The organism is Streptomyces sp. NPDC058665 (assembly GCF_042714995.1).
In the GTDB taxonomy this organism is placed as follows: domain Bacteria; phylum Actinomycetota; class Actinomycetes; order Streptomycetales; family Streptomycetaceae; genus Streptomyces.
On record NZ_JBHXRX010000002.1, the window covers coordinates 201,720 to 225,484 of the forward strand.

At 70.3% G+C, this 23,765-nt stretch carries 18 protein-coding genes and 1 rRNA gene; 14 read left to right on the forward strand and 5 right to left on the reverse strand.

Annotated features, from left to right (window positions below):
* Positions 1 to 34: 34 nt before the first annotated feature.
* From ACFWV8_RS02305 to ACFWV8_RS02315, 3 genes are read right to left on the reverse strand one after another with little or no spacing between them, the layout of a single operon-like run.
* Positions 35 to 1,375: a coenzyme F420-0:L-glutamate ligase gene (locus ACFWV8_RS02305; RefSeq protein WP_384197172.1), complete on the reverse strand. Its 1,341-nt coding sequence runs from the start codon at positions 1,373 to 1,375 to the stop codon at positions 35 to 37.
* On the reverse strand, positions 1,372 to 2,340 hold the full coding sequence (cofD, locus tag ACFWV8_RS02310; protein WP_329386970.1) for a 2-phospho-L-lactate transferase: 969 nt from the start codon (positions 2,338 to 2,340) through the stop codon (positions 1,372 to 1,374). The genes ACFWV8_RS02305 and cofD overlap by 4 nt, the downstream gene beginning before the upstream one ends.
* 13 nt (positions 2,341 to 2,353) lie before the next feature.
* Complete coding sequence (locus ACFWV8_RS02315) at positions 2,354 to 2,854, reverse strand: cysteine dioxygenase (protein ID WP_384197174.1); 501 nt, start codon at positions 2,852 to 2,854, stop codon at positions 2,354 to 2,356.
* Positions 2,855 to 3,574: 720 nt separating this feature from the next.
* Between ACFWV8_RS02315 and ACFWV8_RS02320 the strand changes: the two genes are divergently transcribed.
* The 3 genes from ACFWV8_RS02320 (at position 3,575) to ACFWV8_RS02330 (ending at position 9,558) form a co-directional block, all read left to right on the forward strand.
* Complete coding sequence (locus ACFWV8_RS02320; RefSeq protein WP_023541320.1) at positions 3,575 to 3,838, forward strand: WhiB family transcriptional regulator; 264 nt, start codon at positions 3,575 to 3,577, stop codon at positions 3,836 to 3,838.
* 345 nt (positions 3,839 to 4,183) lie between these two features.
* Positions 4,184 to 7,936 carry a glycosyltransferase gene (locus tag ACFWV8_RS02325; protein WP_384197176.1) on the forward strand — a complete coding sequence of 1,251 codons (3,753 nt, stop codon included), beginning with the start codon at positions 4,184 to 4,186 and terminating at the stop codon, positions 7,934 to 7,936.
* The gene (locus ACFWV8_RS02330; RefSeq protein ID WP_384197177.1) at positions 7,933 to 9,558 is read left to right on the forward strand and encodes a DUF5719 family protein; all 1,626 of its coding nucleotides are present in this window, start codon (positions 7,933 to 7,935) and stop codon (positions 9,556 to 9,558) included. The genes ACFWV8_RS02325 and ACFWV8_RS02330 overlap by 4 nt, the downstream gene beginning before the upstream one ends.
* Before the next feature lie 30 nt (positions 9,559 to 9,588).
* Here ACFWV8_RS02330 and ACFWV8_RS02335 read toward each other — a convergent pair whose 3' ends face one another.
* Positions 9,589 to 10,017 (reverse strand): metallopeptidase family protein, encoded by a 429-nt coding sequence (locus ACFWV8_RS02335; protein WP_329386977.1) that lies wholly within the window; start codon positions 10,015 to 10,017, stop codon positions 9,589 to 9,591.
* Between the two features lie 273 nt (positions 10,018 to 10,290).
* On the opposite strand from ACFWV8_RS02335, the gene ACFWV8_RS02340 reads away from it, so the two are divergent.
* The 9 genes from ACFWV8_RS02340 (at position 10,291) to ACFWV8_RS02380 (ending at position 20,988) form a co-directional block, all read left to right on the forward strand.
* Positions 10,291 to 10,719, forward strand: coding sequence for a DUF3499 domain-containing protein (locus tag ACFWV8_RS02340; protein WP_384197179.1), 429 nt, complete (start codon positions 10,291 to 10,293; stop codon positions 10,717 to 10,719).
* 168 nt (positions 10,720 to 10,887) lie between these two features.
* Entirely contained in the window at positions 10,888 to 12,504 is a 1,617-nt protein-coding gene (locus ACFWV8_RS02345; protein ID WP_384197181.1) for an L-lactate permease, read from the forward strand.
* A 92-nt stretch (positions 12,505 to 12,596) separates the two neighbouring features.
* The gene (locus ACFWV8_RS02350) at positions 12,597 to 13,955 is read left to right on the forward strand and encodes a phosphomannomutase/phosphoglucomutase (protein WP_384197183.1); all 1,359 of its coding nucleotides are present in this window, start codon (positions 12,597 to 12,599) and stop codon (positions 13,953 to 13,955) included.
* A 236-nt stretch (positions 13,956 to 14,191) separates the two neighbouring features.
* Positions 14,192 to 14,374 carry a Trm112 family protein gene (locus ACFWV8_RS02355; protein ID WP_384197185.1) on the forward strand — a complete coding sequence of 61 codons (183 nt, stop codon included), beginning with the start codon at positions 14,192 to 14,194 and terminating at the stop codon, positions 14,372 to 14,374.
* A 424-nt stretch (positions 14,375 to 14,798) separates the two neighbouring features.
* The gene (locus ACFWV8_RS02360) at positions 14,799 to 15,935 is read left to right on the forward strand and encodes an SIS domain-containing protein (RefSeq protein WP_384197187.1); all 1,137 of its coding nucleotides are present in this window, start codon (positions 14,799 to 14,801) and stop codon (positions 15,933 to 15,935) included.
* Between the two features lie 99 nt (positions 15,936 to 16,034).
* Positions 16,035 to 17,204: a mannose-6-phosphate isomerase, class I gene (gene manA, locus ACFWV8_RS02365; protein WP_384197189.1), complete on the forward strand. Its 1,170-nt coding sequence runs from the start codon at positions 16,035 to 16,037 to the stop codon at positions 17,202 to 17,204.
* 99 nt (positions 17,205 to 17,303) lie between these two features.
* The gene (locus tag ACFWV8_RS02370; RefSeq protein WP_384197191.1) at positions 17,304 to 18,347 is read left to right on the forward strand and encodes a cation diffusion facilitator family transporter; all 1,044 of its coding nucleotides are present in this window, start codon (positions 17,304 to 17,306) and stop codon (positions 18,345 to 18,347) included.
* Between the two features lie 367 nt (positions 18,348 to 18,714).
* Positions 18,715 to 20,172 (forward strand): adenosylhomocysteinase, encoded by a 1,458-nt coding sequence (ahcY, locus tag ACFWV8_RS02375; protein ID WP_384197193.1) that lies wholly within the window; start codon positions 18,715 to 18,717, stop codon positions 20,170 to 20,172.
* Between the two features lie 201 nt (positions 20,173 to 20,373).
* Positions 20,374 to 20,988 (forward strand): hypothetical protein, encoded by a 615-nt coding sequence (locus ACFWV8_RS02380; protein ID WP_384197195.1) that lies wholly within the window; start codon positions 20,374 to 20,376, stop codon positions 20,986 to 20,988.
* 6 nt (positions 20,989 to 20,994) lie between these two features.
* Here ACFWV8_RS02380 and ACFWV8_RS02385 read toward each other — a convergent pair whose 3' ends face one another.
* A complete protein-coding gene (locus ACFWV8_RS02385) occupies positions 20,995 to 21,942 on the reverse strand; it encodes an RDD family protein (RefSeq protein ID WP_384197197.1) in 948 nt (315 codons plus the stop codon).
* Positions 21,943 to 22,061: 119 nt separating this feature from the next.
* Between ACFWV8_RS02385 and ACFWV8_RS02390 the strand changes: the two genes are divergently transcribed.
* Positions 22,062 to 23,069 carry a stage II sporulation protein M gene (locus tag ACFWV8_RS02390; protein ID WP_384197199.1) on the forward strand — a complete coding sequence of 336 codons (1,008 nt, stop codon included), beginning with the start codon at positions 22,062 to 22,064 and terminating at the stop codon, positions 23,067 to 23,069.
* Positions 23,070 to 23,672: 603 nt separating this feature from the next.
* A 16S ribosomal RNA gene (locus ACFWV8_RS02395) occupies positions 23,673 to 23,765 on the forward strand; the annotation flags it as partial.

A 23,765-nucleotide genomic window follows, 5' to 3' on the forward strand; every position in this document is an offset into this window, starting at 1 on the left:
CCACGCGGCGTCAACCAGCAGGCAGCGGAACAGCTCAGCGCACCGAGATGAAGTCCTCCGCCACCCGCCCAGGCCGCACCTTCGGCTCCACCGCCGCGTGCCCGATCGCCACCGCCCCCATCGGATCCCAGTTCGCGGGCAGTTGGAGCACCTCCCGCACGACGTCCCGGCAGAACATCGTCGACGACACCCACGCCGAACCGAGCCGCTCACCCGCCAGCGCCACCAGGAAGTTCTGCACACCGGCGCCCGTCGCGACCACGAACATCTCGCGCTCCGCCGTGTCCCGCCGCTCGTCCCCGTACGCGTGCGCGCCGTCCGCCACCAGGCACGGCACCACCAGATACGGCGCCGCGCGCAGCACGTCCCCGCGCCGCACCCGCTTGGCCACGGACTCCTCCGACTTGCCGTCCCTGCGCAGGTCCGCGATCCACGCGTCCCGCATCGCGTCGAGGAGCCGCACGCGCGACTCGGCCGACTCCAGCAGCACGAACCGCCATGGCGTCGTGTGATGCGGCGCCGGCGCCGTCACGGCAGCGGCGACCGCGCGCCGTACCGCCCCCGGATCGACCGGCTCGTCCGTGAACTCCCGGACCGTACGCCGCTGGGTGACCGCTTCCCGTACCGCCTCCGACGTCCCGAGCCGGAACATGTCGTCGGCCGCGACCCGCACCATCGCCCGCGCGCCGTCCGCCGATTCGCCGACGAGCCGCGCGAGGCCCGACACCACCGCCACCGGCAGCCCGGCGGACTTCCCCTTCACCAGGTCGCCGGCGGCGGCCAGTTCATCGGCGAGAGCGACAACGGTCGCGCTCAGCGGATTGCCGTGCGCGTCCGTACCGCCGCGCAGATCGTCCAGGACCCGCACACCCGCCGCGCCGATGGCGACGTCCGTCAACCCGTTGCGCCAGGGTCGGCCGAACGTGTCCGTGACGAGTACGCCGACGTCCACGCCCAGCGCGTCCCGCAGCCCGTCCCGGATGGCACGGGCGGACGCGTCGGGATCCTCGGGCAGCAACAGCACCGTCCCCGAAGGGGTGTTGGACGCGTCGACACCGGCCGCGGCCATCACAAGCCCCTGCCGGTTCTCCACGATCCGCAGCGGCCCGCGCCGCGCGACGACGCGGACGGTTTCCGCGTCGATCGCCACCTCGCGGTCCTGTGCCTCGACGATCCTGCCCTCGGCCTTGGACACGATCTTCGACGTGACGAGAAGGATGTCGCCGTCGGCCAGACCGGGCCCCGCCGCGACGATCAGCTTCGCGAGATCGTCACCCGCGCGGACCTCCGGCAGCCCGTCGAGCGCCCGCACGCTGTACGACACGGCCGCCCCGGGACCTCCGTCTCCTTCGTACGATCCCTCGTAAGAGGTCACGCCCGCACCTCCTCCGCCAGCGCCAGCGCCTCACGCGCCATCGCGGCCGTCGCCTCCAGGTCGGTCATCATCAGCGGTACGGCCCTGCTGCGGATCCCCGCACCCTCGATCTCCGCGACCGACGCCGCGTCCACCGTGTCGACCAGCCAGCCGTCCAGCAGCCCCGAACCGTAGTGCTGCGCCACGGCGGTGGCCGTCGACTCGACGCCGATCGCCGCGAGGACCTTGTCGGCCATGCCACGCACGGGCGCGTCCCCGACGATCGGCGAGAGCCCGACGACCGGCACCCCGGCGTCGGCGATCGCCTCGCGGATCCCCGGCACGGCCAGGATTGTGCCGATGCTGACGACGGGGTTGGACGGCGGGAAGAGGATCACGTCGGCCGCGGCGACGGCCTCCAGCACGCCGGGCGCGGGCTTGGCCTGGTCGGCGCCGACAGGCACGACCGCGTGGGCCTCCACGGACGCGCGCATCTTCACCCAGTACTCCTGGAAGTGCACGGCCTTGCGCTCGCCGGTCGGGCTGTCCGGCACATCGACGGCGACATGCGTCTCGACGCGGTCGTCGGACATCGGCAGCAGCCGCACCCCGGGCTTCCAGCGCGCGCAGAGCGCCTCCGTGACCGCGCTCAGCGGATAGCCCGCGCCGAGCATCTGTGTGCGGACGATGTGGGTCGCGAAGTCGCGGTCGCCGAGGCCGAACCACTCCGGCCCCACGCCGTACGCCGCGAGCTCCGCCTTGACCTGGAACGTCTCGCCCTCACGTCCCCAGCCCTGCTCTTCATTGATGCCACCCCCGAGGGTGTACATCACCGTGTCGAGGTCCGGGCAGACCTTCAGCCCGAACAGATGGATGTCGTCACCGGTGTTGCCGATCACCGTGATGTCCGCGTCCGGCGCGGCCTGCTTGAGGCCACGCAGGAAACGGGCACCACCGATACCGCCGGCCAGAACCACAATGCGCATGCTGTGCAGTTTGTCAGGCGGGTACGACATCCTGGGCCGCCGGGGCGCAGCGCGCTGAGTGCATCGGCATTTCGGTCAGGCCCGGGAAGTAGATGTGCAGACTGACGGCCGGTTCGATCGAGTCGTTGACGACCTCGTGGACGTATCCGGGGGCGAAGACCCGCTGCGCGCCGCCGCCCAGTGCCCGGCTCGCCCGCTCCGTACGCTCCGTCAGTTCACCCTCAAGGACGGTCAGGACACCTGACGAGCGGCCGTGGTCGTGCCGTCCGCTGCGCTGGCCGGGCACCCAGGAGAGCAGCCAGACCTCGTAGCCGGGGCCGGTGGTCAGCCGGTGGTACCAGCGGCTCGCGGCGTCGTACCGGACGAGCGTGGCCCACCGCGAGCGGTCGGCCGCGATGGCACGGGCCAGACCGGCGAACTCGGCCACGGTGCCGGGATGCTCACGGGCGGGCTGGAGCAGATGCGGCACCTCAAGGATGTCGCCTGCGATCTGAAGGTCACTGTCGCTGGTCATGGGTGGGGGTTCCTCGGCAGAAGGCCTGAACGTACTGACGGAAGGTGAGGCGTGGAGCGGGAGGGCGGGGTGGGAGCGCGGGCGGAGACGCGAGAACTGCGGATACGCGGGAGAACCGGGAGAACGGCGTCAACCGCGCGAACTACCTGTCCGGCCGGAGCTTCGATGGCTCAACAGCAGGGACAACAGGAACAGCAACAGCGCGCCTGGACAGCGCTGCGGAACCCACGGGTGTGGATCGCGTACGGCGCTGAGGTGATCGGCATACGTTCAAAGGTGGCGGGAACGCTTCCCGCCTGTCAACTCAGTGACCGATTTGGCGCCAATGTTTCACCTCATCCGGTTACTGGGTTCGGAGAAAGGTTTGTGCAGACGCTGACGTGGAGACATGGCGCAGCAGTCGTGCTCGCAAACACCGTCACGGTCCCGTGATCAGACTGTGATTCGGATCCCTTCCGTGGCTGAATCGCAACGTCGGCGAGACTCCGGGCGTCTCCCTCGGGGAGGAGTGGATGCGAGCCGACCAGCGGCAGGTGTCAGATTTTTGGTGATTTCAACACTTTCCGCATAGCCTTGGTTCCGCAGAGTGAATACCGGGACCAATAGCAGATCTCGGCTTGACTGGCTCGTATCCGCACACTTGTAATTTCACTCGTGTCGTTCGGCCGAAATCGGTAGCGGCCGCAAGCACAGGGACGTAAAGACAGACGAGGGGCGCACATGACCGAGCTGTTCGAACAACTGCTGGTCGAGGACGCGGATGAGGAACTCGGCTGGCAGGAGCGCGCGTTGTGCGCCCAGACCGATCCCGAGTCCTTCTTCCCCGAGAAGGGTGGCTCCACCCGCGAGGCGAAGAAGGTCTGTCTCGCCTGTGAGGTCCGCTCCGAATGCCTGGAGTACGCCCTCGCCAACGACGAGAGGTTCGGCATCTGGGGCGGTCTGTCCGAGCGTGAACGCCGCCGTCTCAAGAAGGCCGCGGTTTGAACACTTCCGGCCAGTCTCCGCTCGCGCCCCACGCGATACCCCGCGTAACACCTCGCGCGACCTTTTCCGAACGGTCCGTCGGCTGCGTCCCCTTCGCAGGCGGCGGACCGTTGTCGTGACCGCCGGGGGCCGCCGAGGCGTGGTGAGAAGGTCCCGTCCGGCTCACGGCGCCCGGCCCGCGCCCCCTCGCGACCCGCGCCGACCCCGGCGCTCCCTCCCACGTCGTCCGGTTTGTTCGGCCGCTCGGCGATCCGGTGTCTGTTCCTACCGTTAGTGTGGGGCCCCGTCCGAGACGCCCCAACGCCCCATCGGGGCCGACCCCCCGGCCGGAGGGCCCCTACCTCGATGTCCGCCACCACAGCCGCGTTCGTTCCCGCCACCGCACCGGAGTACCCGCGGCACGTCGTGACCGCAGTACTCGTCTCCCACGACGGTGCCCGCTGGCTCCCCGACGCCCTCTCCGGGCTGATCGGCCAGGAACGCCCCGTACAGAACGTCATCGCCGCCGACACCGGCAGCGCCGACGAATCGGCCACGCTGCTCACCGAATCGCTCGGTCCCGACCGCGTCGTCCACCTCGCCCGCCGCACCAGCTTCGGTACGGCCGTCGAGGAGGCGGTCCGTACCGCCGGCGTGCTCACGCCCGACGACCTGCCGTATCTGAAACGGCCGAGCGGCTGGGACCCTGTCACCAGAACCTGGCAGGACGAGGCGTACGACATGCCCGACCTGCCCCATGGCGAGCCCGTGCAGTGGCTGTGGCTCCTCCACGACGACTGCGCGCCCGATCCCGACGCCCTCACCGAGCTGCTGCGCGTCGTCGAGAGCGACGCGCACGCCGCGATCGTCGGCCCCAAGCTGCGCGGCTGGTACGACCGCAAGCAGCTTCTGGAGGTGGGCGTCTCCATCGCCAACAGCGGACGCCGCTGGACCGGCCTCGACCGGCGCGAACAGGACCAGGGCCAGCACGACCAGGTCCGCACCGTGCTCTCCGTCTCCAGCGCGGGCATGCTCATCCGCCGGGACGTGTGGGAGGAACTCGGCGGCTTCGACCGCAGACTTCCCCTGATGCGCGACGACGTCGACCTGTGCTGGCGCGCGCACGCCGCGGGACACCGGGTGCTCGTCGCCCCCGACGCCGTCCTCAGGCACGCCGAGGCGGCGGCACGCGAGCGCCGCACCGTCGACTGCGCCGGCCGCTCCGTCGTCAACCCGCACCGGGTCGACAAAGCCGGCGCCGTCTACACGATGCTCGTCAACTCGCGCAGCGGCGTACTGCCCTACGTACTACTGCGGCTCGTCGTCGGCACACTCCTGCGCACCGTCGCCTACTTGGTGGGCAAGGCGCCCGGACAGGCCGTCGACGAGGTCATGGGCCTGTTCGGCACGCTCCTGCGGCCCGGCAGAATCATCGGCGCGCGAAAACGACGCGGCAAAGGCGTCGTCGAAGCAAGTGAACTTCGCGCGCTTTTCCCGCCACCCGGCGCCACCGTCCGGGCAACGGTCGAGCAAGTAGCTGGAAGCCTCGGTGGCGGCTCTGAGACCGATGCCGGCGGCTCACGCCACGGCGCGGTGGAGTCGGGCCCCGGCGGGGACGACGCGGACTTTCTGGAGGTCGAGCAGTTCGCGCGGGTGAAGCGCCTCGCGCACCGGCCGGGGCCCGTGCTCTTCGCCGTACTGCTCGTCGTCTCCCTCGTCGCCTGCCGGGCACTGCTCGGCGGCGGCGCACTCGCGGGCGGCGCGCTGCTGCCCGCGCCACCGGACGTGGCGGGCCTGTGGTCCCGGTACGCCGACGGCTGGCACCCCATCGGCACGGGCGGCACCCAGACGGCACCTCCGTACCTCGCGGTCCTCGCCGCCCTGTCGGCGCTGTTCCTCGGCTCGACCGGCTTCGCGCTGACCCTGCTGCTCGTCTGCTCCGTACCGCTGGCCGGAGTCACCGCGTACTTCGCGTCCCGGCCGCTCATCGAGTCGAAGCTCCTGCGGGCCTGGGCGAGCGTCGCGTACGCCTTCCTGCCCGCCGCCACCGGCGCCCTGGCCACCGGGCGGCTCGGCACGGCCGTGCTGGCCGTCCTGCTGCCGCTGATCGCTCGGGCGGCCGTCGCGGCGTACGGGTTCCGCGCGGGGGACAGCGAGAGCGCCGCGCGGGGGAGCTGGCGCGCCACGTGGGCGTACACCTTCCTGCTCACCTTCGCGATGGCGTTCACGCCCATCGTCTGGCCGATGGCGCTCGTTCTCGGCCTCGCCGTCCTCGCCCTGCGGCGTGACGACATCGTCGCGTACGGGCTGCGCCTGCTGGCCGTGGCCGGCACCCCGCTGCTCGTCCTGGCTCCCTGGTCGCTCTCGCTGCTGACGTCACCGTCCGACCTCTTTCAGGAGGCGGGACTGGAGTTCGGTACCGGACAGGCCACCGCTCTCGATCTGCTCGGCCTGAGCCCCGGTGGTCCCAAGGCCGCCGGCGGTCTGCTGCTGATCGGCGTCGTCCTGGCGGCACTGGCCGCACTGCTGCGCGGCGAGCGGCAGTTCGCCGTACGCGCGGCCTGGGTGGCCGCCCTCGTGGCACTGGTCTTCGCCGTCCTCGCCAACAACTCCGGCTGGGCCGGCCCCGCCACCCTCGTCTACGGTCTCGCGCTCATCGCGGCCTCCGTCCTCGGCGCCGAAGGCGCCAAGGACCGCGTCGCCGCGATGAGCTTCGGCTGGCGCCAGCCCGTCGCCGCGGTCATCGCGCTCGCGGCCGGAGCCGCCCCGCTGCTCGCGGCTGGCGGCTGGATGATCAGCGGCGCCTCGGGCCCGCTGGAGCGGCGCGACCCGGTGCAGGTACCGGCGTTCGTCGCCGAGGAGAGCATCACCCGCGACCAGCCGCGCACGCTGATCCTCGGCGGTACGTCGCCCGCGGAGGTCTCGTACTCGCTCGTACGAGGCTCGGGCGGCCGGATCGGTGACGCCGAGCTGACCGAGTCGGGCGGCAGCGACCCCGGTCTCGACAAGGTCGTAGGGCGCCTCGTAGCGGGCTCGGGAGCCGACCAGACCGACCAGCTCAGCGGCTTCGCGATCCGCTACGTCCTCGTACGGGACGGCGCCCCGGCGCAGATGTCGCGCGTGCTCGACGCCACCCCTGGACTCAGCCGACTCAGCCAGCTCGACGGCAGCGCGCTGTGGCGCGTCGACCGCCAGATCTCGCGGGCCACGATCATCGAGGGCGAGAGCGACGCCGAGCCGCTGCCCGTCGGGTCGTCCACGGTCGAGGCCCACACCGACATCCCGGCCGGCAAGGACGGGCGGGTCCTGCGGATCGCCGACCGGGCCGCCGAGGGCTGGCAGGCCACGCTCGACGGCCGCGTCCTGGAGAAGACGACCGTCGACGGCTGGGCTCAGGGATTCCAGCTCCCCGCCGACGGCGGCCGGCTCGACCTCACGTACGAGGACACGTTCACCCACACCGCGTGGGTCTGGGCACAGGGCGCGCTCGCCGTCGTGCTGCTCGTGCTCGCCCTGCCGGGGCGGCGCAAGGAGATCGACGACGACCTGCCCGATGAGCGCGCCGACGTGCCCGCGCAGCCCGTGTCGGGCGAGGGCCGAAGGGCGCGCAGGCTGCGGGCCGCGGCGGAGGCGGAAGCGGAGGCGCAGGCCGGTCCCGAGACCGGGGAAGCGGCCGTCGCGTCCGAGGCCGCCGAGGTCCTGCCTCCGGAGCCGGTGGCGGATCCGTACGTCGCCGCTGCGGCCGTACCGCAGCAGCAGTCGTACGGAGAGTGGGACGGGCAGCAGGCCCAGACGGCCTACCAGGGCGCGGACTACGGCTCGTACGCCACGAATGAACAGCAGCAGTACGAAGGCGCCTCCTACCAGGGCGCGCAGCAGCAGTACGAGGGCGCTCCTCAGTACGAAGGCGCCCCGCAGTACGACGCCGACGGATACCAGGTCTACCAGCAGTACCCGGCGGACCAGTACCAGCAGCAGGCGGCGGTCCAGTACGACCAGTACGGATACGCCGTCCAACAGCCGTACGTGGAAGGGCAGCAGCCCTACGGCGACACCCAACAGCCGTACACGGACGGCAACGAGAACGAGCAGCGTCCCGACGGGAGCAGCAACCGGTGAACCGCACGACACTCTCCCTCCTCGCGGCCGCCACCGCGCTCGCCGCGGTCACCGGGTTCGCCGCCGTCACCGCGCCGGACGCCGACGACACGACGGCGACGGCGAAGACGGCCGCGCGGCTTCCCGTGGAGCGCAGCAGCCTGCTCTGTCCCGCGCCCAGCACGTCGGAGCTCGCCGAGACGGTGTACACGTCCTTCACCCCCGGCGGCACGGCGGGCGGGGGGACGGGCGGTGCGGCCGAACTGGCGCCGTCCGTCGCGCCCTTGGACGACACCGAGGACGCCGCCGCGGACGAGAAGAAGACGGACGAGGAGACGGCGGACGACCCGGCCAGCGACGAACCGGCCAACGAGGACGAGACCAACGAGGACGGGACCAAGGACGAGGCCAAGAAGCCCGCGGCGGACGGGGCGGACGCGAAGGTCAAGCCGTTCCTGGCCGTCAAGGGCCCCGGCAAGCCCGTCTCAGCGACCAAGAACGCCGCGGACGCCCCCGCGCTCGTCGGATCCGCCACCGGCGCTCTCGCGCCCGGCTGGACCACTCAGCAGACCACCACGATCACGGGCGGCGAATCGCGTGCGCTGTACGGCATGAGCTGCACCCCGCCCGACACCGACTTCTGGTTCCCGGGCGCCTCCACGGACAAGTCGCGCCAGGACTACGTCCACCTCACCAACCCGGACGAGACGGCCGCCGTCGCCGACGTCGCGCTGTACGGCAAGGAGGGCACGCTCAAGTCCAGTACGGGAGAGGGCATTCCGGTCCCGGCGCGCTCCAGCGTCCCCGTCCTGCTGTCCACCCTCACGGCGGACGCCGAGCCGAACGTCACCGTCCACGTCAGCACCCGCACCGGCCGTGTGGGCGCGGTGGTGAACGCCGCCGAGGAGAAGGCGGGCGGCGACTGGCTGGCCGCCTCCGCCGACGCGGCGCCCCGCGCCGTACTCCCCGGAGTCCCGGAGGACGCCACCTCCGTACGACTGGTGGTCTTCGCGCCCGGCGAGGACGACGCGGAACTGAAGGTGCAACTGGCGGGCAAGAGCGGCACGATCGTCCCGGCCACGGCCGGCGAGACGCTCAACGTCAAGTCCGGCATGACGGCCTCGCTCGACCTGGGAGACGTCACCAAGGGTGAGGCCGGTTCGGTGATCGTCGGTCCGGCGGAAGGCGGGAGGGAGACCCCGGTGGTCGCCGCGCTGCGCGTCGTACGGGGCAAGGGCACCGACCAGGAGGTCGCCTTCATCCCCGCGACCGGCCCCGTGACGGAGCGCGCCACGGTCGCCGACAACCGCGCCAAGGGCTCGACACTGTCCCTCACCGCGCCGAGCGGGACGGGGAAGGTCAAGGTCACGGCCTCGGCGGGCAGCGAGGGCGGTGCGCAGGTCGTCAAGACGTACACGGTCAAGGGCGGCACGACGCAGGCCGTCACCCCGCCGGTACCGACGGGGCTCAAGGGCTCGTACGCGCTGACGGTCGAATCCGAGTCGGGCGGCCCCGTCTACGCGGCGCGCACACTCGGCGAGACGAAAGACGGCGTACCGCTGTTCACGGTGCAGACGATGCCGGACGACCGGGGCATGGTGTCCGTACCGGCGACGAAGGAAGACCTCTCCGTACTGAAGTGACGCCGCGGGAACCGGTGGTTCTCGCGGCGGTCAGTCCTGGCCGTACCGGGGATCGACGGATTCCGGTGCGAGCCCGAGCAGTTCGGCGACCTGCTCGACCACGACCTCGTGGACGAGCATGGCGCGCTCCTCACGGTTCTTCGTACGGATCTCGACAGGCCGCCGGTAGACGACGATGCGCGCGGGCCGGTTCTTGCCCTCGGGGACGGACCGGCCGAGCGGTACCGACTCGTCGTCGGCGCCGGGCACGTCCAGCACCAGGAAGTCGATCTCCGCCAGCTGGGGCCAGCGCCGCTCCAGCCGCTCCACCGAGTCCTGGACGAGATCACGGAACGAGTCCGAGCGGCTCGCCGAGAGCGGGACCTGCGGCGGGGCGACCGGCCCCCGCATACCGCGGCCGTGGCGGTCTCGGCGGCGGGGTCTCGGCTCGGTCGGCTGCTGCGGTGCGGGACTGTCCATCACTGACGCAGGGTAGCTCTCCGGGGGGACGCCGCGACGGTGCCCGACGGGCCCGCCGGACGTCATGTCGCAAATTGAGCATTCCGGCCAAGCTTGGGCTCGTTTCGCTACGTCCGCCGGATCGTGGAACTCGCCTTCATTGGCGGGATTTGCCCCAAGTAATGACTGCGTCACTGACGGTGATTGATCGATTACCGTTCTTCCCGCGCAGGTCAGGGCAGTTGCACGAGTGTCGGGCGGGGTAAACGTCACGTCACGACACGGTGGAGTGACGTGGGGGAGAGTCGTCGCGGCCCGCTCAAGAGTGCGGTACCGTCCAACATCGTGAGCCCTGTACGTCGCTGTTCGCGCACCGCGTGCGGCCGTTCCGCTGTCGCGACACTGACGTACGTCTATGCCGATTCGACCGCGGTCCTCGGTCCGCTCGCCACGTATGCCGAGCCCCACTGCTACGACCTGTGCGCCGAACACAGCGAGAGACTCACCGCGCCCCGCGGCTGGGAGGTCGTCCGGCTCACGGACGGATCCGCGCCCGCCCGCCCCAGCGGCGACGATCTGGAAGCCCTGGCGAACGCCGTACGTGAGGCCGCGCGCCCACCGGAGCGGCCGGGCGGACCCGGCGGCAACGGACCGCGCGCGGCGGACCAGGCCGAGGTCGGGCGCCGTGCGCACCTGCGGGTGCTGCGGTCCCCCGATTCCTGAGTCCACCGGCTCTCCCGTCCCCGCCTGCCCCTTCGGTCGTCCTGAATCCTTCCAGCGGATTCCGTGACGGATCCTGCACGGGCCATTGACCTCTTTTGTCGTGGACACGATCATTCCCTCCAGCCGTGAGAGATCACTTTCCGCATCGCGGAATTCGGAGGCCCTGTCGTGTTCGAACAGCAACTGGAACCCGTCGCCGATTCACTCGGCCTGTCCGCCCTGGTCGCCGCGCTTCCCCTGATCACCGTGCTGGTGCTGCTCGGCGCCGTCCGTATGAAGGCTCATCGCGCCGGGCTGATCGGCCTGGCCGTCGCCGCTCTGGTCGGCTGGCTCGCGTTCGGGATGCCGATCGGCCAGACCGTCTCCGCCGGCGCACAGGGCATCGTCTTCGGCCTCTTCCCGATCATGTGGATCGTCGTCAACGCCCTCTGGGTGTACCGGATGACGGTCCGCACCCAGCACTTCGACATCCTGCGCCGCTCGTTCGGGCGATTCTCCGACGATCCGCGCATCCAGGCGCTCGTCGTCGCCTTCTGCTTCGGCGCACTCCTCGAAGCGCTCGCCGGTTTCGGCGCTCCGGTCGCCATCTCCGCGGTGATGCTCGTGGCGATCGGCTTCGACCCGGTCAAGGCGGCGGTCGTCGCCCTTGTGGCCAACACCGCGCCCGTGGCCTTCGGCGCGATGGGCACCCCGGTGGTGACCCTGGCCCAGGTAACCGGACTGCCTCTGGACACCGTCGCCTCCGTCGTCGGCCGCCAGACGCCGCTGCTCGCCGTTGTCGTACCCCTGGTGCTCGTCGGGCTCGTCGACGGCAAGCGGGGGCTCCGCGAGACCTGGGCGCCCGCCCTCGCGTGCGGACTCGCCTTCGGTGTCGCGCAGTTCGTGGCTTCCAACTACGTCTCCGCCCAACTCGCCGACATCGGGGCCGCGCTGGTGGGCGCCGCCGCGCTGCTCGCCGTGCCCGGAGCGCGCAAGCCGGCCTCCGAGGCGGTGCGCACCTCCGTACTGACGGGCGCGCGCAGCGAGGACCTGGACGTTGAGGACGACCGCCGCGAAATCCTCCGCGCCTACGCTCCGTACGGACTGATCGTGGTGATCTTCTCCGTCGCGCAGATACCGCCGATCAAGGACCTGCTGGCCAAGGCGACGCAGTCCTTCGACTGGCCCTTCCTCGACGTCGCCGACTCCGAGGGGAAGCCGGTCGGGGCCAACGTCTTCTCGCTGCCGCTCATTTCGACCGGCGGCACGCTCGTCCTGATCGCCGGCCTCCTGACGGCCGGGGTGATCGGGCTCAAGGCGAAGGACGCGCTCAAGGAGTGGGCGGCAACGGTGCGCGAACTGCGGTACGCGATCCTCACCGTCGTCTCGGTGCTGGCCCTCGCCTACGTCATGAACCTCTCCGGACAGGCCGCCACCATCGGCCACTTCGTCGCGGCGGCGGGCGCGGGGCTGGCGTTCCTCTCGCCGGTGCTGGGGTGGTTCGGGGTCGCCGTCACGGGCTCCGACACCTCGGCCAACGCGCTTTTCGGCGCCCTCCAGGTGACGGCCGCCCGCGAATCCGGCCTGTCGCCCGAACTGCTGGCCGCGGCGAACAGCTCCGGCGGTGTGCTCGGCAAGATGATCTCCCCACAGAATCTGACCATCGCGTGCGCCGCGGTCGGTCTCGCCGGCAAGGAAGGGGACCTCCTCAGGAAGGTCCTGCCGTGGAGCCTCGGGCTGCTGCTGGTGATGTGCCTGATCGTGGTGGGACAGAGCACCTTCGTACTGGACTGGATGCTGCCTTAGGGCGTGTCCGGCGCGGGGTCGCGCCCTCCGGGCCCCTCCTCGGGGCGGGTAGTTTGTGCTGACTGTCCGCAGAGACCTCAGGAGGGGTGGCCGTGGCCGACTTGGGCCAGATCGTGAAGGCGTACGACGTACGTGGCGTATACCCGGACCAAGTCGACGACGGGCTCGTCGAGCTGTTCGGGGCGGCCTTCGTGGAAGTCACGGGCGCCACGGCGATCGTCGTCGGTCACGACATGCGGCCCTCCTCGCCCCATCTGTCGGCGAGCTTCGCCAGGGGCGCCGTCCGGCGGGGGGCGGACGCCACGCTGATCGGGCTCTGCTCGACGGACCAGCTGTACTACGCGAGCGGGGCGCTGGACCTGCCGGGCGCGATGTTCACCGCGTCGCACAACCCGGCCCAGTACAACGGCATCAAGATGTGCCGCTCGGGCGCAGCGCCGGTGGGGCAGGACACCGGCCTGGCGGAGATCCGCGCGCTGGTCGAGACATGGCTGGCCGAAGGGCCTCCGGAACCGGCGGCGAAGCCGGGAACCCTCACGCAGAGTGACACGTTGAACGACTACGCGGCACATCTGCTGTCCCTGGTCGATCTCTCGGCGATCCGCCCGCTGAAGGTCGTGGTCGACGCGGGGAACGGGATGGGGGGCCACACCGTCCCCACGGTCCTCGCGCCGCTGCCTGTCGACCTGGTCCCGATGTACTTCGAGCTGGACGGCACGTTCCCCAACCACGAGGCCAACCCGCTCGACCCCAAGAACATCGTGGACCTCCAGGCCCGTGTCCTGGCCGAAGGCGCGGACCTGGGCCTCGCGTTCGACGGCGACGCCGACCGCTGCTTCGTCGTCGACGAGCGGGGGAGAGGAGTCTCACCGTCGGCGATCACGGCCCTGGTCGCCGAGCGTGAACTCGCCAAGCACCCCGGCGGCACGGTGATCCACAACCTGATCACCTCCTCGTCGGTGCCCGAGGTCATCAGGGAGCGCGGCGGCACCCCGGTCCGTACGCGCGTGGGCCACTCCTTCATCAAGCAGGAGATGGCCCGCACCGGCGCGATCTTCGGCGGCGAGCACTCGGCGCACTACTACTTCCGCGAGTTCTGGAACGCGGACACGGGCATGCTGGCCGCGCTCCACGTCCTAGCCGCGCTCGGCGGACAGGACGGCCCGCTCTCCGAACTCGTCGCCTCCTACGACCGGTACGCGGGCTCGGGCGAGATCAACTCCACGGTGGGCGACCAGACGGCCCGCCTCGACGCGGTACGGAAAGCCTTCGCCGACCGCGAGGGCGTGACGCTCGACGACCTCGACGGCTTGACGGTGACCACCGCCGACTGGTGGTTCAACCTCCGCGCCTCCAACACCGAACCGCTGCTGCGCCTCAACGTGGAGGCCCGCGACGAACCGACCATGTCCAAGATCAGGGACGAGGCCCTCGCCCTGATCCGGTCCTGAGGACGCGACCGGGCTCTCGCGGAAGCGGGGGGGGCTGGGGGCCTGGGGGGCACCCCAGTTTTCGGGGAGGAGCCAGCCGCAGGGTTGAGGCGCGCGTGCGGTGCTCGGCCCGCTCTCGCCCTCAGCCCCAGCTCCAGCCCCGGAGCGAGCCCCGCGCAACCCTCCGGCGGTAGGCTGATGTGGCTCGATCCGCACCACTCCGCACGCCTCAGCTCGTTCGAAGGGACACCCACCACATGCCGCTCGAAGCCGGCCTCCTGGAGATCCTCGCCTGCCCGGCCTGCCACGCGCCGCTCAGCGACCACACGGCGGACGACACTCCCGAGCTGATCTGCACCGGCGAGGACTGCGGCCTGGCCTACCCGGTCCGGGACGACATCCCCGTACTCCTCGTCGACGAGGCCCGCCGCCCCGCCTAGGCCGTGTCTTCGAAGTCCCGCCTGGCCCACGACGCCTGGCACGGCACCTCGCCGCGTTGTTCGGAGTCGTGCGAGTACGCCCAGTACGAGCACGATCCTCCGCCGTGCGAAGCACCACCGCACCAGACGCCGCAGCCCCCGCCCTGCAGGCGGACGGCGCTACTTTGAAGACGCGGCCTTAGCGCGTGCCCGCGAGGTCCGTCCGGCTTACGACCCCGCACGCGCGCTCGCGGCGTTGTTCAGTCGCTCAAGTACATCCGGTACGAGAGCGGCCGTCCGCCCAGCGATCGCACGCACCAAGGAGTCATCAGCCGCTCCGCGGCGGGCATGAGCCCCGCCCCGGAGGCCGCCCGCGAAACGCCACCGCCACCACCCGTGCTCACGCGCCGACCACGGCGCCCGGCGATCGGAGAACCACCCCGCCATGCTCGACGAGTCCTTGCTCGACGCGCCAGACGCGCTGGCCCGCGCCGACCACCGTGGGCTCCTCCTCGGCGCCGCGGAGGCCGGGGCACGCGTCCGTACCGCCGTCCGGCACGCCGCCGAGGCGGGCATCGGCCATCTCAACCCGGAGGGCCGCCCCCGCGCCGTACTGTTCGCCGGCTCCGGCACCGCCGCACTCGGCGTCGCCGACCTGCTCGGCGCACTCGCCGGCGCCGCCGCGCCCGTCACCCTGCTGCGCCCCACCGGCGTCGCCCCCGCCGCGGGCGCCCTGCGGTGGGCACTCCCCGGCTGGGCCGGTTCCGTCGACCTCCTCCTGATCGCCACCACCGACGGCGGCGAACCCGGCCTGGCCCTCCTCGCCGAGCAGGCCTACCGCCGCGGCTGCACCGTCGTCGCCGTCGCCCCACGCCAATCCCCGCTCAGCGAGTCCGTCGGCGGCAGTCGCGGTCTCGCCGTGCCCATGGCGCCGACACCACAGGAGCAGTACGAGGAGACCCAGGCCGCGAGCCCGGGTGCCCTCTGGGCGCTGTTCACCCCCCTTCTCTCCCTTCTCGACCGCGTCGGACTGCTCACCGCCTCGGCCGAGACGCTTCAGCTTGTCGCCGACCGCCTCGACAGCACGGCGGAGCGCTGCGGCCCGGCCATCGCGACGTACAGCAACCCGGCCAAGACCCTGGCCGCCGAACTCGCCGAGAGCCTCCCGCTGATCTGGACGGAAGGCACGACCGCCGCCCCCGTCGGCCGCCGCTTCGCCGCCGTACTGGCCGAGTTGTCCGGCCGCCCCGCACTCGCGGCCGAGCTTCCGGGCGCACTGCCCGCGCACGGCCTCCTCCTGGGCGGCGACTTCGCCGGAGGCGCCGCCGACCCCGACGACTTCTTCCGCGACCGCGTCGAGGAGCCCCAGGCTCTGCGCGCCCGTGTCGTGCTGCTCCGCGACCGGCCCGTCGGCGGACTGACCGCGGCACCTGCGGCCCGGGAACTAGCCATCAGCCACGAGACGGCCATCAGCGAACTGGAACCGCAGGAGGGCAGCGAACTCGAAGCCCTCGCGGAACTCGTCGCCGTCACCGACTTCACGGCCGTTTACCTGGCCCTGGCCTCCGGCAACCGCGAATGACTCCCACCAATTCCCCTGGCCGACTCCCGCGCTGAACTCACCTCATACACCCCCGACTTCGCACCGCCGACTCACCGTCACGCGACTAGAAAGCACCCCATGGACCGCCTCTCCAACACTGTGCGCCCCTATGCCTGGGGCTCCACGACCGCCATCCCGGAGCTGCTCGGCACCGCCCCCACCGGCGAGCCCCAGGCCGAGATGTGGATGGGCGCCCACCCGGGAGCCCCGTCCCGTATCAACCGCACCACCACCCCGCTCGAACACCCCCTCTCCGAAGTCATCGCAGCCGCCCCCGAGGCGGAACTCGGCACCCCCACCGTCAAGAAATTCGGTCCACGCCTCCCCTTCCTCCTCAAACTCCTCGCCGCGGGTGCCCCTCTCTCCCTTCAGGTCCATCCCAACCTCGCCCAGGCGAAGGAGGGCTTCGCGGCGGAAGAGCGCCAGGGCGTCCCCATCGACGCGCCGCACCGCAACTACAAGGACGCCAACCACAAGCCCGAACTGATCTGCGCCCTCACCCCCTTCGACGGTCTCTGCGGCTTCCGCGCCCCCGACCAGACCGCCGAATTCCTTGCCCGGCTGGACGTCGATTCGCTCAAGCCGTACGTCGACCTTCTGCACGCGCACCCCGAGGAAGCCGCGCTGCGCGAGGTCCTCACCGCCGTGCTGACCGCCGACCCCGACGAGATGTCCCACACAGTTCATTCCTCCGCCGAAGCCGCCGCACGCCTCGGCGGCGAGTACTCGCCATATGTGTCGATCGCCCACCATTACCCCGGAGATCCGGGCGTCATCGCGGCCATGCTGCTCAACCACGTACAACTCCAGCCCGGCGAAGCCCTCTTCCTCGGCGCCGGCGTCCCGCACGCGTATCTGAACGGCCTGGGCGTCGAGATCATGGCCAACTCGGACAACGTCCTGCGCTGCGGCCTCACCCCCAAACACGTCGACGTGCCCGAACTGCTCCGCATCGTGCGCTTCGAGGCGAACGATGCCGCCGTGCTCCGCCCCGAGGTTTCGCCGTCCGGCGAAGAGCTGTACGACACCCCGATCGATGAGTTCCGTCTGTCCCGCTATGTCCTGGCACCCGGTGCGGAACCCCGCGAACTCACCACGGGAACCCCGCAGATCCTCCTCTGCACACAAGGCACGCCGCGCGCCAACGACTTCGACCTGGCGCCGGGCGGTTCGGTCTTCGTCCCGGCCGGCGAAAAGACCGAACTGACCGGTACGGGCACGGTCTTCCGTGCCACCGTCATCGCCTGAACCCACGCTTCGCGCACGGCCCGCTCCGGCGGCTGCAACAATGTCCCGCCGTACCCGCGGCGCCAGGGCCGCAGACCGAGGAAGGGATCCACCGCACCCATGAGCGCGTCAGGCGGAACCAAGGCGATCGTGGCGGCGCTCGCCGCGAACCTCGCGATCGCAGTAGCCAAGTTCGTGGCGTTCCTCTTCAGTGGTTCGTCGTCGATGCTCGCCGAGAGCGTGCACTCGCTCGCCGACTCCGGAAACCAGGGGCTGCTGCTCCTGGGCGGCAAGAAGGCGAAGCGCGAGGCGACCCCGGAGCACCCGTTCGGTTACGGCCGTGAGCGTTACATCTACGCGTTCCTCGTCTCCATCGTGCTCTTCTCCGTCGGTGGCATGTTCGCCATCTACGAGGGCTACGAGAAGATCAAGCACCCGCACGAGATCGAGGCCTGGTACTGGCCGGTCGGCGTCCTCGTGTTCGCGATCATCGCCGAGTCGTTCTCGTTCCGTACGGCCATAAAGGAGTCCAACGCGACGCGCGGCAAGCGCTCGTGGAAGGAGTTCATCCGGCACTCCAAGGCTCCCGAGCTCCCGGTCGTCCTGCTGGAGGACCTCGGCGCGCTGGTCGGTCTGATCCTCGCCCTTCTGGGCGTGAGCCTGTCACTCGCCACCGGGGACGGCGTCTGGGACGGCATCGGCACGCTCTGCATCGGCATCCTGCTCATCGTGATCGCGATCGTTCTGGCGGCCGAGACGAAGTCCCTGCTGCTCGGCGAGGCCGCCGGCCTGGAGGACGTGGAGAAGATCAAGGCGGCCATGGTCGACGGCGACGTCGTCACCGGCATCATCCACATGCGCACGCTCCACCTCGGTCCCGAGGAACTGCTGGTGGCGGCCAAGATCGCGGTCGAGCACGACGACACGGCGGCCGAGATCGCGCACGCGATCAACGCGGCCGAGTCGCGGATCCGCGAGGCGGTCCCGATCGCCCGGGTGATCTACCTGGAACCGGACATCTACAGCGAGGCCGCGGCAGCGGCGGGCACCAACCCGGCCAAGTCGCCTGGCGTCACGGACGTCGAGCCGACGCCGGAGACGGGTCCCGGCGCGACCGCCGAGGCTGCCCCCGAGGCCACTCCTGAGGCTGACAACGACCACTGATCACCCGCGCACATCAGTACGGAGGCCCCGGCGCATCTCGCGCCGGGGCCTCCGTACGGACGAGCTGTCCGTACGAGCTCACGACGTGCGGTGAAAGCCCCTGAGGCCCGAGTTGGGGACCCTTCGGGGCCCGTCGGGGACAAGGAGCGGGCACCGGTGCGCTGTGGGGCGGCTGGGCCGATCGGTGTAGATTCGTCATCAGAGCCAGACGTCGCTGCTGATGGCGGTCGGGCGGTCTGCGGCGCGGACCGGCCGAGGGAGAGAGGGCCTCCGACGGACTGCGTTGCGTACGTCCGGGCATTCGTATGCCCGCCGCCGCAAAGTCAGCCGTACCCACCCTCGACCCCTTTACGAGGAGCAGCTCGCTATGACCACTGTCGCCAACCGACAGGACTTCAAGGTCGCCGACCTCTCGCTTGCCGAGTTCGGCCGCAAGGAGATCACCCTCGCCGAGCACGAGATGCCCGGCCTGATGTCGATCCGCGAGGAGTACGCCGAGGCGCAGCCCCTCGCCGGGGCCCGCATCACCGGCTCCCTGCACATGACCGTGCAGACCGCCGTCCTCATCGAGACGCTGGTCGCGCTCGGCGCCGACGTCCGCTGGGCCTCCTGCAACATCTTCTCCACCCAGGACCACGCCGCCGCCGCGGTGGCCGTCGGCCCGAAGGGCACCCCGGACAGCCCGCAGGGCATCCCCGTCTTCGCCTGGAAGGGCGAGACGCTGGAAGAGTACTGGTGGTGCACGGAGCAGGCCCTGACCTGGCCCAACTCCTCCACCGGCGGCCCGAACATGATCCTGGACGACGGTGGCGACGCCACTCTGCTCGTCCACAAGGGCGTCGAGTTCGAGAAGGCAGGCGAGGCCCCGGACCCGGCGACGGCGGACAGCGAGGAGTACGGCTACATTCTCCGTCTGCTCAACCGCACTCTCACGGATAACCCGCAGAAGTGGACCCTCCTGGCGTCCGAGATCCGCGGCGTCACCGAGGAGACCACGACGGGTGTCCACCGTCTCTACGAGATGCACCGCGACGGCACCCTCCTCTTCCCGGCGATCAACGTGAACGACGCCGTGACCAAGTCGAAGTTCGACAACAAGTACGGCTGCCGCCACTCCCTGATCGACGGCATCAACCGTGCCACCGACGTACTGATCGGCGGTAAGGTCGCCGTCGTCTTCGGCTACGGCGACGTGGGCAAGGGCTGCGCCGAGTCCCTGCGCGGCCAGGGCGCCCGCGTGATCATCACCGAGATCGACCCGATCTGCGCGCTCCAGGCGGCCATGGACGGCTACCAGGTCGCGACGCTGGACGACGTCGTCGGCATCGCCGACATCTTCGTCACCACGACGGGCAACAAGGACATCATCATGGCCGCCGACATGGCCAAGATGAAGCACCAGGCGATCGTCGGGAACATCGGCCACTTCGACAATGAGATCGACATGGCCGGCCTGGCGCAGGTCCCCGGCATCGTCAAGGACGAGGTCAAGCCCCAGGTCCACACCTGGACGTTCCCCGACGGCAAGACGCTGATCGTCCTCTCCGAGGGCCGCCTGCTGAACCTCGGCAACGCGACCGGTCACCCCTCCTTCGTGATGTCCAACTCCTTCGCGGACCAGACGCTGGCCCAGATCGAGCTCTTCACCAAGCCGGAGGAGTACCCGACCGACGTCTACGTGCTGCCCAAGCACCTCGACGAGAAGGTCGCCCGCCTCCACCTCGACGCGCTCGGCGTGAAGCTCACGACACTCCGCCCCGAGCAGGCCGCGTACATCGGAGTGAAGGTCGAGGGCCCGTACAAGCCCGACCACTACCGCTACTGATCCACAGGCACCGCCGCTGACACCCAGCGGTACGGGCAGGCCCCCACACCCCCGTGTTGGGGGCCTGCCCCGCTTTCCCGCCCCTGGTTCCACCGGCCGCTGGTCCCATGTGGTTCGTACGTACGCGAGCGGCACCGCCGTGCGCTCCCACGGCCGGGCCCCTCCCAGCACGGCCCGGAGGACACCGAAGGACTCCCGCCCATGCCCCGTGGCCGCTACTCACTCCACGATCCGCACGACCACACCCCCCTCGGCGAAGAACACTTTCACTGCGCGCCGGGCCCCTCCGGCTGGCGCTACGTCTCCCAGATCACCGCCCCCGGGGGCGACCACGCAGGCTCCGTCGACCTCACCCTCGACGAACTCGGCCGCCCCATCCGTCTCGAACTGCACGCGGCAAGCTGGCAGGTCCGTGGAGCCGCGCTCGACGGCGTCACCTGGGTCCGGACCGACCCCACCGGCACCGAAGCCACCGAAGGCAACGTCCGCGCACACGCCTTCACCGGCACATCGCCCGCCTTCCTCGTCGCGATCACCCGCCTTCTCCGTCTCACCCCCGCTTCCCCGGCGACCCGAGTCCGTCTCGTCGCCTTCACGGACCCGGTCCTCGCCCCCCGAACCGTCGACCAGTCCTGGGCGCTGCTGAGCAGTGAAGCGCATGCCACTGACAATGGACCTCTGACCGTGGACGAGTACCAGGTCAGCGCCCTGGACACCGGTGAACAGCACAGCGTCCACATCAGTGGCGACGTGGTCCTCGCGGCGCCGGGCATCGAGCTCGAAGACCTCGAAACCCCGCCGTCCGCCCCGCCCTGAGACGGCCTAGGCGGGCGGCGCGAACCCGGAGGCCGGGGGAGCGGTCGGCCCCGGCTCCCCACTCGCCGCCTCCACCGCGTCCCGCGCCACCTCCACGGGCCTCGCGTCCTGCGGTGCCACGACCTCAGGGCGACGCACTGACGAGCGGGCGGGAGCGACCGCGCCGGGCGGCGTGCCGGGCGCGGACCGACCAGCCGTCGCCGCACCGGAGCCGAAGGCCCGCCGGGCGTCCCGCGCCTGGCGTTCATTGACCACAGCCGCGAGATACGCCGCCGGCGGTACGCCGTGCGGAAGCGGCACGCCCGTACGTACCGCCAGATCACCGGCCAGCCGCTGCGCCATCGACCACCCGACGCCGGCGTCGAGTTGGCTCATCCGGGTCAGGTACTGCCGTACGGCCAGCCACAGATCGTCGGGCACCGACGACAGGTCCAGCTCGGCGAAGCGCCCGACGAGCCACGGGGGCGGTGGCGGTACGGCGGGGGCCCGATCGGCCGGCACACGCTCGCGTACGACCAGCGTCCCGGCGAACAGATCCCCGACCCGACGCCCGCGCGCCGACACGAGCGAAGCGATGCACGCGATGACCCCGAAGGACATGAGCAGCTCCACCACACCGATCGCCCCGCGCACCAGCGCGTGCCGGAAGCGAATGGGCCCGCCGTCGTCACGCACCACCCGCAGGCCGCAGGCGAGCTTCCCCAACGACCGTCCGTGACTGAGGGTTTCCACCGCGATCGGCACTCCCACCGGTATCAGTAGGAAGCTCGCGACGGCGAGCGCCGCCACTGCTGCGGTGTCCAGCGAATCCGTCGCCACGGCGAGGACGATCGACACCACGATGTACCCGGCCCACACCACCACCAGGTCGATGACGACGGCCAACGCCCGGCTCGGCAGCCTCGCGGGGCGCAGCCCCAATACGACCGCGTCGCCCGTGACAAGCTCATTCACCGGTGCTCACCCTTCGCCGACCTTCTCTGCCCCCGGACAGCTCAGTCTGCCAAGCTGGCCTGCAACGTGCCGCAGTAGTACGGACCGTACGCACCCAGTGCCTGGAGCAGCAGCCGACCATGGATCTCGACGTCTTCGTCTCGGCCCACCGACCTGAGTGGGACCGTCTGGAACTTCTCCTTCGCCGTGGACGGCACCTCACAGGTGCCGAGGCGGACGAACTCGTCGCCCTCTACCAGCGCACAGCCACCCATCTCTCCCTGATCCAGTCCAGCGCCCCGGATCCCATGCTCATCGGGCGCCTGACCCAACTGGTCGCGCGCGCCCGCTCCGTGGTCACCGGCACCCGCCGCGCCGGCTGGCGCGACGCCGCACGCTTCCTTACGGCCGGTTTCCCCGCCGCCATGTACCGCTCCCGGCACTGGTGGATACCGGTCGCCCTGCTCTCGGTGCTCGTCGCCTCGGTCATCGGCTGGTGGATAGGCACGCACCCCGAGGTCCAGTCGGCGATCGCGGCCCCCGACGACCTCCGGCAGATGACCCGACCCGGCGGCGAGTACGAGACCTACTACTCAAGTCACCCGGCAGCGTCCTTCGCGGCCCAGGTATGGACGAACAACGCCCAGGCCGCCGCCATGTGCCTCGTCCTCGGCGCCTTCCTCTGCTTCCCGGTGATCTGGATCCTCTTTCTCAACATGTTCAACCTCGGCGTCGGCATCGGCCTCATGTCGTCCGCCGGCCGACTGGACACCTTCCTCGGCCTGATCCTGCCCCACGGCCTGCTCGAACTGACGGCTGTCTTCGTCGCGGCGGGTACGGGCCTCCGGCTCGGCTGGACCCTGATCGACCCCGGTCCGTACACACGTCGCACGGCACTGGCCCAGCAGGGCCGGGCGGCGGTCGGCATGGCGATCGGACTGGCACTGATCCTCTTCGTGTCGGGCCTGATCGAGGGCTTCGTGACCCCGTCAGGCCTGCCGACCTGGGCACGTATCGCCATCGGCGTCTTCTTCGAGCTGGCCTTCCTGGCGTACGTGTACGTGCTCGGCGGCCGAGCGGCCCGCGAGGGCGACACGGGCGACGTGGAGAGCGCCGACCAGAGCGCCCAGCTGCCCACGGCAGCCTGATGTGCGTCGACGCTCGCTGACCTGCTAGTCTCCAGTTCGCTCCACAGAGATCGGTGCCGATCATTGACATGGTCTGTGTGGGGAGGTAGATTTGAACGGTTGCCCGGAGTTGGACAAGCTCGGGAGCGACAGCTAATCTCTACTCTGCTCCGAGCGGGAATCGAATTTCCGCGGGGCTTTCCGATACATCATCCGAATCGCAGCGGCCGATTTAGTTCGGCCCCGTTGTTTCTGATAATGTCGGGCTCGCCGAAAGGCAAAGGGCCACTCCGAAGGCCATTAGACCTCTTAATTGAGATCGCTTCTCCATGAGAAGTGAGACGCAAAAAGAGTCTGATAGAGTCGGGAACGCAAGACAGTAGGACCGAAGGGAAAGCCCGGAGGGGCCCGGAGACGGGACCGAAGGAAGCGTCCGTTCCTTGAGAACTCAACAGCGTGCCAAAAGTCAACGCCAGATATGTTGATACCCCGGCCTGGTCCACCTTGTTTGGTGGGTTGGGTTTGGGTTCCTTTGATAGAAACACAGCGAGGACGCTGTGAACACCGGGTCTTATTCCGTCCTGGTGTTCCGCTCTCGTGGTGTCACCCGATATCGGGTAAACATTCACGGAGAGTTTGATCCTGGCTCAGGACGAACGCTGGCGGCGTGCTTAACACATGCAAGTCGAACGATGAAGCCTTCGGGTGGATTAGTGG

What these genes read in the sequence shown, in the direction of transcription:
- cofD (WP_329386970.1), bottom strand. Translation starts at nt 2,340, where the DNA reads ATGCGCATTGTGGTTCTGGCCGGCGGTATCGGTGGTGCCCGTTTCCTG.
- ACFWV8_RS02315 (WP_384197174.1), bottom strand. Translation starts at nt 2,854, where the DNA reads ATGACCAGCGACAGTGACCTTCAGATCGCAGGCGACATCCTTGAGGTG.
- ACFWV8_RS02320 (WP_023541320.1), top strand. Translation starts at nt 3,575, where the DNA reads ATGACCGAGCTGTTCGAACAACTGCTGGTCGAGGACGCGGATGAGGAA.
- ACFWV8_RS02325 (WP_384197176.1), top strand. Translation starts at nt 4,184, where the DNA reads ATGTCCGCCACCACAGCCGCGTTCGTTCCCGCCACCGCACCGGAGTAC.
- ACFWV8_RS02335 (WP_329386977.1), bottom strand. Translation starts at nt 10,017, where the DNA reads ATGGACAGTCCCGCACCGCAGCAGCCGACCGAGCCGAGACCCCGCCGC.
- ACFWV8_RS02355 (WP_384197185.1), top strand. Translation starts at nt 14,192, where the DNA reads ATGCCGCTCGAAGCCGGCCTCCTGGAGATCCTCGCCTGCCCGGCCTGC.
- ACFWV8_RS02360 (WP_384197187.1), top strand. Translation starts at nt 14,799, where the DNA reads ATGCTCGACGAGTCCTTGCTCGACGCGCCAGACGCGCTGGCCCGCGCC.
- manA (WP_384197189.1), top strand. Translation starts at nt 16,035, where the DNA reads ATGGACCGCCTCTCCAACACTGTGCGCCCCTATGCCTGGGGCTCCACG.
- ACFWV8_RS02370 (WP_384197191.1), top strand. Translation starts at nt 17,304, where the DNA reads ATGAGCGCGTCAGGCGGAACCAAGGCGATCGTGGCGGCGCTCGCCGCG.
- ahcY (WP_384197193.1), top strand. Translation starts at nt 18,715, where the DNA reads ATGACCACTGTCGCCAACCGACAGGACTTCAAGGTCGCCGACCTCTCG.
- ACFWV8_RS02380 (WP_384197195.1), top strand. Translation starts at nt 20,374, where the DNA reads ATGCCCCGTGGCCGCTACTCACTCCACGATCCGCACGACCACACCCCC.
- ACFWV8_RS02390 (WP_384197199.1), top strand. Translation starts at nt 22,062, where the DNA reads ATGGATCTCGACGTCTTCGTCTCGGCCCACCGACCTGAGTGGGACCGT.